This window comes from [Clostridium] aminophilum DSM 10710 (genome assembly GCF_000711825.1).
GTDB lineage: Bacteria > Bacillota > Clostridia > Lachnospirales > Lachnospiraceae > Clostridium_R > Clostridium_R aminophilum.
In genome coordinates, this window is record NZ_JONJ01000002.1 from 297,640 (window position 1) to 309,893 (window position 12,254).

At 53.3% G+C, this 12,254-nt stretch carries 8 protein-coding genes and 7 tRNA genes; all 15 read right to left on the minus strand.

The features are described from left to right. Positions 1-7 precede the first annotated feature (7 nt). The 15 genes from BR86_RS0103315 to galE all read right to left on the minus strand — a co-directional run bounded on the left by BR86_RS0103315 (position 8) and on the right by galE (position 12,078). On the minus strand, positions 8-1,630 hold the full coding sequence (locus BR86_RS0103315) for a gamma-glutamyltransferase family protein (RefSeq protein ID WP_031471584.1): 1,623 nt from the start codon (positions 1,628-1,630) through the stop codon (positions 8-10). Positions 1,631-1,661: 31 nt separating this feature from the next. Next, entirely contained in the window at positions 1,662-2,414 is a 753-nt protein-coding gene (truA, locus tag BR86_RS0103320; protein WP_031471585.1) for a tRNA pseudouridine(38-40) synthase TruA, read from the minus strand. Positions 2,415-2,506: 92 nt separating this feature from the next. Beyond that, complete coding sequence (locus BR86_RS0103325) at positions 2,507-2,842, minus strand: Hpt domain-containing protein (protein WP_031471586.1); 336 nt, start codon at positions 2,840-2,842, stop codon at positions 2,507-2,509. Between the two features lie 38 nt (positions 2,843-2,880). Next, the gene (locus tag BR86_RS15035) at positions 2,881-5,547 is read right to left on the minus strand and encodes a hybrid sensor histidine kinase/response regulator (RefSeq protein ID WP_051684549.1); all 2,667 of its coding nucleotides are present in this window, start codon (positions 5,545-5,547) and stop codon (positions 2,881-2,883) included. Positions 5,548-5,566: 19 nt separating this feature from the next. Then, positions 5,567-7,795 carry an EAL domain-containing protein gene (locus BR86_RS0103335; RefSeq protein ID WP_051684550.1) on the minus strand — a complete coding sequence of 743 codons (2,229 nt, stop codon included), beginning with the start codon at positions 7,793-7,795 and terminating at the stop codon, positions 5,567-5,569. A gap of 256 nt (positions 7,796-8,051) precedes the next feature. After that, positions 8,052-8,124, minus strand: a tRNA-Thr gene (locus BR86_RS0103340). Positions 8,125-8,131: 7 nt separating this feature from the next. Continuing rightward, positions 8,132-8,203 (minus strand) — tRNA-Glu (locus BR86_RS0103345). A 51-nt stretch (positions 8,204-8,254) separates the two neighbouring features. Next, positions 8,255-8,328, minus strand: a tRNA-Pro gene (locus BR86_RS0103350). 279 nt (positions 8,329-8,607) lie between these two features. Further along, positions 8,608-8,679, minus strand: a tRNA-Glu gene (locus BR86_RS0103355). Between the two features lie 16 nt (positions 8,680-8,695). Continuing rightward, positions 8,696-8,769, minus strand: a tRNA-Pro gene (locus BR86_RS0103360). Between the two features lie 283 nt (positions 8,770-9,052). Continuing rightward, entirely contained in the window at positions 9,053-9,949 is an 897-nt protein-coding gene (locus tag BR86_RS0103365; protein ID WP_143099303.1) for a hypothetical protein, read from the minus strand. Between the two features lie 223 nt (positions 9,950-10,172). Next, a tRNA-Glu gene (locus BR86_RS0103370) sits at positions 10,173-10,244 on the minus strand. Positions 10,245-10,260: 16 nt separating this feature from the next. Continuing rightward, positions 10,261-10,334: transfer RNA gene (locus tag BR86_RS0103375), tRNA-Pro, on the minus strand. A gap of 123 nt (positions 10,335-10,457) precedes the next feature. Then, positions 10,458-10,826, minus strand: coding sequence for a zinc ribbon domain-containing protein (locus BR86_RS16035; RefSeq protein ID WP_051684551.1), 369 nt, complete (start codon positions 10,824-10,826; stop codon positions 10,458-10,460). Between the two features lie 232 nt (positions 10,827-11,058). After that, a complete protein-coding gene (gene galE / locus BR86_RS0103390) occupies positions 11,059-12,078 on the minus strand; it encodes a UDP-glucose 4-epimerase GalE (protein WP_031471591.1) in 1,020 nt (339 codons plus the stop codon). Between the last annotated feature and the right edge of the window lie 176 nt (positions 12,079-12,254).

The window sequence follows — 12,254 nt, forward strand, 5'->3', positions numbered from 1 at the left end:
TCCGCTGTCAATATCCCATTACAAAGCCATCGGCCCGCGGATCGGAAGCTCCAACCAGCGTTCCCTCATCATTTCTCAGAATGATCTGACCTCTTCCGTAGGAGATCCGGTTCTCCGCGATCTGAACATCATGTCCTCTTCGGATCAGATCTTCCCGGATTCTCTCCGGCATTTCTTTTTCCAGTCCAATCTCCAGTCCCTTCATCCACTGCCAGCGGGGACGATCCAGCGCTTCCTGCGGATTCATGCGGTAATCAATCATATTAGTCAGCGCCTGCAGCTGTCCCTGCGGCTGCATGAACGCCCCCATTACGCCGAAAGGGCCCACCGCTTTCCCGTCTTTTGTGATGAAGCCCGGGATGATCGTGTGAAATGCCCGCTTCCCCGGCGCAAGTACATTCGGAGAGTCCTCATCGAGAGAGAAACCGAAGCCCCGGTTCTGAAGGGAAATGCCGGTTTCCGGAATCACGATGCCGCTGCCGAATCCCTTGAAGTTGCTCTGAATGTAGGAAACCATGTTTCCCTCGCTGTCCGCAGTACACAGATAGATCGTTCCGCTGGACATGGGGTCACCCGCCGACGGAACCGCGGCGTGTTCACCGATCCCACGTCTGCGCTGCTCCGTATACTCCTCCGAGAGAAGGTTCTCCACCGGCACCCTCATCGTGTCCGGATCAGAAATATACCGGAGGCCGTCCGCATATCCAAGTTTCAGCGCTTCAATCATCCGGTGCACATTTTCCGGGTCATCCGGGTCCTCGTGATTTATATTCATTCCGTTCAGAATCGCCAGCGCCATCAGAACGACGATGCCGTCTCCGTTCGGCGGAATTTCCCATATGTCGTATCCCCGGTAATTGACGCTCACCGGCTTTACCCAGGACGGATGGTATGCCGCCAGATCTTCTTTTCGCAGAAACCCTCCGGTTTCCCGGGCAAAAGCATCCATTCTGTCTGCAAGATCCCCGCGGTAGAATGCCTCAGCCCCGGTGTCCGCGATCCGTCGAAGCGACCGGGCCATATCCTCCGATTTCCACACCTCTCCTGCTGCCGGCGCGTGTCCTCCCGGCGCGAAATGCTCCATCCAGGGGCGAAACTCCGGCTCGGTTCTCTTCGAAAACTCCTCGAAGGCGGCGTTCCAGAGATGGGCGATCACCGGTGTGACCGCATATCCATCTTCGGCGTACCGGATGGCCGGCGCCAGAACCTGGCGGAGCGGAAGTTTTCCGAAACGCTCGGAAAGCGCAGCCCACCCGGCGGGAGCCCCCGGCACCATGACCGGCAGCCAGCCACGGACCGGCATCTGCGAAAATCCCATTTTCCGGACCATTCCTGCCGAGAGATTCATCGGCGCCCTTCCGCTGGCATTGAGGCCGAACATTTCGTCCTTCACCCATACGATGGCAAAGGCATCACTTCCGAGTCCGTTGCTGGTGGGTTCCAGAACAGTCATACAGGAAGCGGCCGCAATCGCCGCATCAACGGCGTTGCCTCCGGCTTTCAGGATGTCCAGGCCTGCCCCTGCGGCCAGCGGCTGTGTTGTGGATACCATACCGTTCCTCGCATAGACAAGGCTTCTTCTGGAAGAATAACGGTAGGAAGAAGGGGAAAATTCAATCGGAAACGGCATGGTGCATATCCTCCTGTTTCAAGTCTGCTGTTCAGTAATCCACATTCATCATGCAGAGACCCTGAGGCGGCGCGGTGGGGCCGGCAAATTTTCTCTGCTGCTTTTCCAGAATGGCATCGATCTCTTCCGGCTCCATATGGCCGAGACCGATCTCCAGAAGCGTTCCGGACATAATCCGCACCATATTCTGAAGGAATCCGCTGCCGTGGAAATAAATCCGAATATAGGGCCCCTGTTCTTTGATCTCCGCGTCGAAAATGGCACGGACCGTCGATTTCTTCATCTTATTGTTGCCGCAGAAACTTTTGAAATCGTGGGTTCCGACCAGCCGTTCCAGTCCCCGTCTCATCCGGTCCACATCCGGCCGTTCTTCGATGACGGTTACATATTTGCGGTCGAATACCGGCTTCCGGTCCGCACACCAGAATGTGTAACAGTAGGTCTTTCCCTTCGCCTTAAACCGGCTGTGAAAACGGTCGGCGCAGACCTTCAGTTCATTCACACTGATGTCCTCCGGAAGATACTGATTCATATATGCGCGGATCTCATCCTCGGTTTTGCCGGTGTCCAGAAGAACATTTGCCGTCATCGCTCTGGCGTGAACGCCCGCGTCCGTTCTTCCCGCTCCGATCACCGTGACCGTCTCTCCTTCCGGAAGCTCCAGCATACGGTTCAGAACGTTCTCCAGTTTTCCCTGAATTGTCATATCGGTGGTCAGCTGACGCTCCCATCCGTAAAAGCGGGTTCCGTCATAGCTGATCGTCATTTTGTAATTCCGTTTCATGTACTGCATTCGTCCGATTGCGCCGCGGCAGTCGGACGATTCCTTTCCCTTTCTCTTATCGTTTCACTTCGTTTCTGTCTTCCCTCCTGCCGCTATCGGTTCAGAACCTCATCGCGGCATTGAAGGAGTCGCTCAAGAAGCCCCTCATAATCGGCATCTGCCCCGGTGCGAAGAAGTTCCGTCATCTCGGACGCCGTCTCGTAAAGCGGCGTGAGCGACAGATTCGCCGTCACTCCCTTGATGGCGTGAACCGCCTCAAAGGCGGTCTTTTTGTCTTCCGCTTTCAGGGCGGAAACCAGCCTGTCAAAATTCGCGTCGTGCAGCGCCATATCCACAAGGCGAAGATACATCGTCTCATTGTTCATACAGCGCATCAGCCCGTCTTCGATGTCTGCGCCAAAGGCGCGAAGTGCCTCGACTGTCAGCATTTCACATCACTCCATTCTTTCACAGATCCGTCCCCGGGTCAATCCCGGATCAGTCTTTCCAGTGTTTCAAACAGCATTTCCGGCTGAATGGGCTTGGTCAAGTGCGCATTCAGTCCCGCCTGCATGCTGCGCTGCACGTCCTCGTCAAATGCGTTTGCCGTCAGGGCGATGATCGGAATGGTCTTTGCGTCCGTCCGGTCCATGGCACGAATCGCCCGGCTCGCCTCCAGACCGTCCATCTCGGGCATTCTCATATCCATCAGAATGGCATCGTAGTATCCCGGTTCATGGGACGCAAACATCTCCACCGCAATACGTCCGTTCTCGGCATGCTCGGCTTCCATCTGACGCATCTGCAGAACCATCAGCATAATCTCCGTATTGACCTGCACGTCTTCCGCAAGCAATACTCTCCGGCCGGTCAGATCTGCCCTGCCCGCCTCCTGACTTGCCTTGATGCCCTTTCGTATCATAGCGGACCGGAACTCTTCCAGAACCGTCGCCGCAAAGAGAGGTTTGGCAAGAAAACTGTCCACACCTGCCTGCACCGCCGTTTCCAGAATGTCGTCCCACCGATAGGCCGTCAGGATAATGATGGCGGAATCATCCCGCACAATCCGGCGGATTCTTCGGGTGGTCTCCACGCCGTCCATCTCCGGCATCTTCCAGTCAACCAGAATCAGGTTGTAGGGTTCCATTCTCGCGCTGCGAACCGTAATCATCTCCAGGGCTTTCGCTCCGGAGTCGGCGGTCTCGGATGCAATCCCTGCTTTTTCCAGAACCAGTTTTGCATGTTCACAGGCAATCGGATCGTCGTCCACGATCAGGACGCTCATCTCACGGGGATGAATGACCGCCGCCTCTGCTTCGGAGTGATCGGTCTCACAGTCCATCAGGGTAACCGTTACCGTAAAGACAGAACCGCGGCCCTTTTCGCTCTCAGCCTCAATTCCGCCGTTCATCATTTCCACAATGTTTTTGGCGATCGCCATGCCCAGCCCGGATGACCCGTACTTACTGGTGGAAGACGAATTTTCCTGACTGAAAGCGTCGAAGATGTGAGGCAGAAATTCCTTGCTCATGCCGATGCCGGTGTCCGCGACCCGGAACTGAAGTGTTGATCTGCGGTCATAGTGTGCCGTGCGGCTTACGGTCAGCGACACCTTTCCGCCTTCCGGCGTAAACTTCACCGCATTTCCCAGAATGTTGATCAGCACCTGGCGCAGTTTCATGTCATCCCCGATGTAATAATCGTCCACTTCACCCTGAATGTGACACTGATAGTCCAGCCCTTTATCACTGCACTGCCCGCTGATCATGGTATTGATCGCCTTCAGAAACTCGCAGAAGGAGAATTCCTCATTCTTCAGGGATAATTTTCCGGATTCGATGCGGCTCATATCCAGAATGTCATTGATCAGATACAGAAGATGCTCTGCGGACGCGTCGATCTTTTCCAGATATTCACGGGTCCGGTCGGAAATATCTGGATCATTCAGTGCAATATTGTCCAGTCCGATGATGGCGTTCATCGGCGTTCGTATCTCATGGCTCATATTAGAGAGAAATGCCGTCTTCGCTTTGCTGGCTTCCTCCGCCAGCGCCAGGGCATCGCTGAGCGCCTGGCTTTGCTGCTCCAGCTTCTCCTGCAGCGCAATGCGCCGCTCCAGTTCTTTCTGCTTTCCGCGGATTTCCGCCTGTGCGGTCTCGGATTCCAGCGTAAGGCGTGCGTTCTTCCGGATCTGCATATACCCGAAGCCGGACAGAGCCAGAAGTATGGCCGCCGTCAGCGCCGATTGGAAAAAGCTCTGCCGGACAATGTTTTCGGATACCGCGTTCATTTTTTCGCTGATCAGACTTTCCCGAATCAGATACGTCAGCATCCAGTCTGTCCCGGCCACGGGACGGTAGCTTAAGGTTTCCCGGATTCCGTCATAGGTAAAAGATACTTCGCCGTCTTTTCCCTCCGCGAAATCGGCTGCCGCCTGCTCATAGGAATAACCCTCGTCGTATTTTGCGTTTTTCAGGGCCTCCAGAAGATTATCTTCCACCGCAAGGCCGCCCAGAACCGTGTTGCTGAGGGCATTTCCTTCACGGGTGTAAATATTGCAGAACGTGGTGTCCGAACTCTGAAAATCCATGGAGACCCCGGCCAGAAGTTCGGCCATACTGATTTCCATAAAGCAGACGGACAATTCTTCTCCGCAAAACGAAAGCCGGTCAATCGGCACGGCAATCACCGCTTTCTTATTCATGGCCCCGGGATTCAGCACAAAGATGTCGGGCTCAGAGAGCGTTTTGTAATCAAAACCGTAGTCCGCGATATTGGTCTGCGTGCCCGTGGAGGTGTAAATCAGGCCGTTTCGGTCCACAAAGGCAAACTTGTCCAGCCGGAACAGCTTCTTCATTCTGGACTGATACGCCTGCAGATGTTCCGCATCCTTCAGGTCATCCTCTGTCATTAAGGAAACTGCGACCCGGATCACTTCGATTTTATCCTTAAGATTATTTGCCACCACCTGTTCCCGCCGTCCGGTGAGCTCATCCAGATAGAGAAGGCTGACGGAATGAACGGCGGATTTGGTCCCGTTTTTCGCATTCTGTCCCATCCAGATTGTGCTGAGAATCAGAATCAGGGCAACCACTGTGATGCCTGCGCTGGCAATCGCGGTCAGACTGTTCTGCTTGTGCTTGTGCATGTTCATCGTTCCATCCCCCATCCTCTCATTCCTGAAGAAAACGGTTCAAAACTTTGGTTCGGATTTCTTTTCTGCGTTCCAGCGCGACATCCGCATCCCGGAAAACCGCGCCTCCCGTCTTGTCGGTATCGGAAAATGCCACGCCCACGCTCAGTGCAACCGGTATAAGTTCTCCCGGCATTTCCCGCAGCTCCTCGTTGATGCGGTCAATCTTTGACGAAATCCGGTTCCGGTCGGTACTTCCGGAATGGATCATGAGAATGACAAATTTATCCTCGCGAAGGCGGACAATGCAATCCATGCGCCGGAAATTCTTCCGGAGCACCCCTGCAACATGTCTGATGACGCGGTCTGCGTACTCTCTGCCGTGTTCATGCTGTATTTCAGCATAATGATCCACCTCGGCGGAAAGCACGGTAACCTGCTTATGTGCTACCCCCTGCAGCAGAATTTCAAACGCATTTTTGTTGTAGAGTCCTGTCAGCGGATCGTGCAGGGAGTCCGGCTCATCCCGGTCCGTGCCGGACTCTTCCAGGCCGGAAGGACGGAGGGCGTTCCGCCTTTCTTTGAGAAAAACTTCAAATTCTTCTGACGGCAGGGGTCTGGAAAAATAATATCCCTGAATGACGTCACAGCCCATGATTTTGAGTGTGATCATCTGTTCCTCCGTTTCCACGCCCTCCGCAATGGTGGGAACGTCAAAGCGGTCTGCCAGCTGAATCATCGCCTCCAAAAGCCGGGTATCCTTCTGCTCCCGGAAAGCGCTGCGGATAAACTGCATATCCAGCTTCAGCGCATCAATGGGCAGAGAGGAAAGCATACTCAGCGAGGAATAGCCGGATCCAAAATCATCCATCTCAATGCGGAAACCGGTTTTCCGAAGCTCGCAAACCGTTTCTATCATCTGATTCGAGTCTTCGGTATAAGCGGATTCGGTAATCTCCAGAAGGAGTTCTCTGCTGCTCAGACCATTTGCCGCCAGAATGCTCTTCAGATTCTCCACAAGAGACGGATCCAGCAGATCGACCCGGGACACATTGACCGACACGGGAAGTGCGATGTCGAGCTGTTCCTTCCATCGCCGTACCTGTGCGGCTGCCTCGGCCCATACATACTGATCCAATGCCCGGATCAGGCCGTTGTGCTCGAACAGCGGCACAAATACGCAGGGGCTGATCATGCCCAGCGCCGGATGATTCCAGCGCACCAACGCCTCGGCGCTGACCAGAACCGGTTTGTTCGGGCGCACATCAAATTTAGGCTGGTAATAGACCCGAAACTGTTTTTCCGCAATTGCGGCGGGAAAATCTTCCATCAGCTGGTCTGACAGAAGCTCCGCATCGCGCATCGCATTGCTGTACATTCCGATTGCGCTGGCAAATTGTCCCCTTACCGTTTCCGCCGCCATCTTCGCACGGTCAAACCGCCGCTCCAGATCCAGTGTCTTGTCCACATCGGCGTATACTCCCATCCGGATCCGGATCCGGCTTTCTCCTTTCCCGTCTCCCGGTATGGAAATGCCGGCGCGGTTCAGAATCTCACCGTAATCACTGCGGTGCGGACAGTAGATCAGAAAGGAATCCGCTTCGCTCCGGCATACGATCCCGCCGTTTTCTCTGACCGCCTCCCGGACGCTGCCGGCAAGACGGCGAAGAATCTCATCGCCAACGCTTTTTCCATATCGGTCATTGATGGTGTGAAAACGGTTGATATTCAGGAAAATGGCGTCTGCGGAGGCGTTTTTGTGATAGAGGTCCAGCTGTGCGGCGTGATGATAGAAGAATTCTTTATTGTACAATCCCGTCAGATGATCCCGTTCCGTCCACCGGAGTATATCTCTGTTCTCGGACAGTTCGATGGTGCGCAGGATTCGGGCAAGGATGACTTTTTGCTGCGGATATGGTTTCGGAATAAAGTCAATGGCTCCAAGAGTAAGACTTTCCACCTCGGCTTCACTGTCCGCGGTCATGACAATGACGGGAAGACCGGCCAGCACCGGATCGCCTTTCATCCTTCGCAGCACTTCCAGACCATGAAGATCCGGGAGATTCAGATCCAGAAGCACCAGACTGAGTGTCTTGTGCCGGGCGCGGATGAGTTCCATCGCTTCCTGTCCGTTATACGCGGAAAGAACTTCATAGGTGTCGCCGATCAGCATCTTCAGAATTTCCTGATTGACCGGCTCATCCTCTACCACAAGGATACATCTTTTCTCTTCCGAAAGATCAAAGGAATAATGTATTCCTGACTTCATGCGACACCCCCTAATGCACTCTTTTTTATACATTTTATGGTAACGCAAGAGGAGGCCAATTTCAATCTCAGAGAAGTTTCCTATCACGCGGAACGAAATCCGCAAGCGGCCTTTGTCTCTCCCATCCCCGGGGTACTGAGGAAAGCCCCGGGGACTTTGCGCGCCCGCGCGGAGCTTTATCATAGGGAATTTCGGAGAAATTTCCTATGATAAAAAAAATCCCCGGAACCATCGTTCCGAGGATTACTCTCTCCGAAGCTACTGACCGGACTTGAACCGGTGACCTGCTGATTACGAATCAGCTGCTCTACCAACTGAGCCACAGTAGCATAACCATGACCTCGCCGGGAATCGAACCCGGGATTACGCCGTGAGAGGGCGTCGTCTTAACCGCTTGACCACGAGGCCTTATTAAATCTATATGAGCCGAACCGCGTTTCACAGTTTTGCTCAATATAATCGAGGCGACAAGATTCGAACTTGCGGCCTCTGCGTCCCGAACGCAGCGCTCTACCAAACTGAGCCACGCCTCGATTCCGGATGTTTCCATCCCATCGCACCGCTCTCGCCGCGCGACTTGTATAATATATCATATCATTTTATGAATTGCAAGCATAAATTTTAAAACAAATCAGAATATTTTTTACGGGACGTTTTTCTCCCCGCTACAGCCTTCTTTCACGCGGACGGCATCGGCCATTCCGCGGCGTGCGCACCACGCCGATCCGTTATGTTCCATAAAGAATGCTGAAGTGAGAAACGTTTATCCAAAAAAAGAAAACTCCGGAGCAATACTCCGAAGTTTTTCTCAGTGACCTCGCCGGGAATCGAACCCGGGATTACGCCGTGAGAGGGCGTCGTCTTAACCGCTTGACCACGAGGCCTTATTATTGAATACAATCGAGGCGACAAGATTCGAACTTGCGGCCTCTGCGTCCCGAACGCAGCGCTCTACCAAACTGAGCCACGCCTCGATTCTCAGGAATGTTCCCGGCTGTGAGGCGTTCTCGCCTGCAGCTATTGTAGGATAGCACACTGAAAATCATTTTGCAAGCACTTTTTTAATATTTCCCAATATCGCCCATTATTCCTGTTTTCTGTCCATGACGCATACTCCACCGCACAGAACCTGCCTGCCCTCGCAAAGAATACCGGGAGAAAGCGAACCGTGAAATCCGGTTTGCTTCCTCCTGCATCATGAGTATCCGGCAGAGATTGACTGCTCCGGATGTCCCGCATGTCTGCGATCGGCCTGCCTTACGCACCGCCCTTCCAGACCTGATCCGTAAATTCGATCTGCTGCTGCGGATACTGTACTTCATAGACGACGGCCCCGTTATGGCGGTTTACAATCCGGAAATCCACACTCCAGTCCGGGATCCCGCTGAAGATCTGACAGATCTGCATTTGATACAGCGCCTGCGCCACATCGCGGTGAAGCTTTTCCTGATCCCAGGAGGCGTCTGCTGTAATATTCAGAATGCGCCGGTCTTCACTGACGTCCAGTCGGAAATGATCCTTCTGTTCCTCCGATGCGACAATCTGGCCGAGCGCTTCATTTGCCGAATTCACCCAGATTCCAGCCTGTGTCGGTGTCGCCATCACTTCAATGCAGGAATATGTGCGGTTTCGTCCGATGGATGCACAGCTTCCGTCCGACGCCCGGGCCTTCATATAACTCTCCACATCACCCTCGGTGCCAAAAAAATGGGTAATGCGGTATTCGGAGAGTGCCTCTTGCACCGGAGCCTCCGTCTCTGCGGACACAACCTGCGTATTTTCATCAATCAGCCCTGCTGCTGACGGATCCGCTTCCGGTGTCAGATTCCCGGCAGGGACAGCTTCCGCTCCGCCTTCCGGAGGATTCATAGGAGTGTCCGTCTCAATCCCTTCTGACGGAATCCCGCCTTCTGCCGCCGGCACTTCCTCTCCCGCTCCGGACTCTGCCGACGGATCAGTCTCCTCCGCCGAAACACTGTTTTCCGACGGCGAAACATATCTGGTTTCCGATTTATCCAGCGCATACTCTCTGGTGCGAACCGCTGCTGCAGTTTCTTCCGGTTCGATCGCGCCGGAATTTCGACCGGAGGTTCCGCAGCCGACTGCCAGCATAGCGGCCAATGCAGCCAGAATTATTCCTTTTTTCTGAATCACAACTCTTCCCCGTTTCTTTTCCGAATATCACAAATCCGCTTCATTCCTGCAGATTCGTTCACGAGACCATTATCTCATATTATACGCCGGTAATCCATGTCTTTCTTTATCCTTCGCCGCATAAGACCAACCGGTATTCGCACAGTCGGACGGATCACGAATCAGTATCGTCGAAGCGCAAACGAAAAAAACTCCGAAGCAACGCTCCGAAGTTCCTTTTCAATGACCTCGCCGGGAATCGAACCCGGGATTACGCCGTGAGAGGGCGTCGTCTTAACCGCTTGACCACGAGGCCTTATTATTAAATACAATCGAGGCGACAAGATTCGAACTTGCGGCCTCTGCGTCCCGAACGCAGCGCTCTACCAAACTGAGCCACGCCTCGATTCCGTTCTCTCGCGGGATGTCCCGCTCGATTACGTACGATAGTATATCAACTGTCCAAAGACATGTCAACACTTTTTGTAAAAAATTTTTCAAAGAATTTATTCAATTAAGAAAATTCTTATTATCCGTTCTCTCTCTCGGTTAGAGGTGCACCGCAAACGCTGCAGAAACGCGCCCCTTTGGCAAGCTTTGCGCCGCACTCGGGACAGATTCTGGTCTTTTCCAGTTCCATAATCTCATCCTCAAGTTCCGCGATCCGGATCAGCCCGGTGCGGATCATGCGAAATTCCGGCTCAAACTGCGGAAGTTCCTGCTCCTGATTCTGCTCATAATAGTACTTGCCCAATTCAATATACGCGCTGTTCACACGATCTTTCTCTGAGGAAAGCTTGGATTTCAGGGAAATGACATCGGTCATGTCTTTCACTTTTTCCGCTGCCTCGCGGCTTTTATCGGTTATCACCTTTGTTAAATCATCAAAAAATGCCATTACTCGTTCTCCCCCTTGTTCGACGCCGGTTTTCCTTTTGCCGGAGCTTCCCGGAAAACACAACATTTTCCACACAATACCGTTTTTTATTTTAGCCCAGCGCTCGTGTGCTGTCAAATCGCTCCGGCCTCTTCCATTCTTCCCACTTCGCATAGATGAAACGAACAGTACTTTTTTCGGCATGGCAGAACGCTTCCGATCTTGCCGCCGCGCATGAATGAGGCACACCCTCTCAGAATTTATATCCGTTGGAGTTCGATTTCCACCGATATGAATCCGCGCACATCTCTTCGAGTGTCTTCTCTGCCTTCCAGCCAAGCTCTCTCTCCGCCTTGGAAGGATCAGCATAGAGAACCGCAATATCCCCCGGCCGTTTCTGACGAATCTCATAGGGGATCGGTACGCCGCAGACCTTCTCATAGGTGTGAATCACATCAAATACGCTGTATCCGTGGCCCGTTCCAAGATTGTAGGTTCTCACCGCCGGTTCCTGATCCATCAGTTTCAGCGCCGCCACATGCCCTTTTGCGACGTCGACCACATGGATATAATCACGGATACCGGTGCCGTCCGGTGTCGGATAATCATCGCCGAAAATGCCGACGCTCTTCTGCCGTCCGACCGCCACATCCCCGATGTAGGGAACCAGGTTGTTCGGCGTCATTTTCGGATAATCGCCGATCAGACCGCTCGAATGTGCCCCGATGGCGTTGAAATACCGCAGAAGAACAATATTCCACTCCGGATCGGCGTGATGAATGTCGCGCATCATCTGTTCCAGCGCCACTTTGATTCGTCCGTACGGGCTGGATACCTTTCCGCGGGGACTCTTTTCCCGCAGCGGCATATCATCGACCTCCAGATCTCCGTAGACCATGGCGGAAGAACTGAAAATCATCTTCTTGACATTATGTTTGCGCATGGCGTTGCACAGAACGAGCGTTCCCGCAATATCATTGTAGTAATACTCCAGCGGATCGATGACCGACTGGGCGATGGACCGGTGTCCCGCCACATGAATAACCGCGTCAATGTCTTCTTCATCGAAGATTTCCGCAACGTCCTGCTTATGGCACAGATTCGCCTGATAGAAAAAGATCCTCTTTCCGGTGATCTTTTCCACCCGCTCGATCGCTTCCTCCGAAGAGTTGATCAGGCTGTCCGCGACAATAACCTGATGTCCCTGTTCCAAAAGCTCTACGCATATGTGACTTCCGATGTATCCCGCTCCACCGGTTACCAATACTGTCATACCTTCTGCCTCTTTTCCATCCTTCCGGATTTCTTGAAATGCCCTGTACTTTATACTATAATTACTGCTTGGCATATAAATATATACCTTATCATACCATATTTTATCCTCCGGGTACACCGGACGTGACAAAGCAGGGGCCGGGTCCTCTGCGGTGCCGGCCACTGATCGGCGGT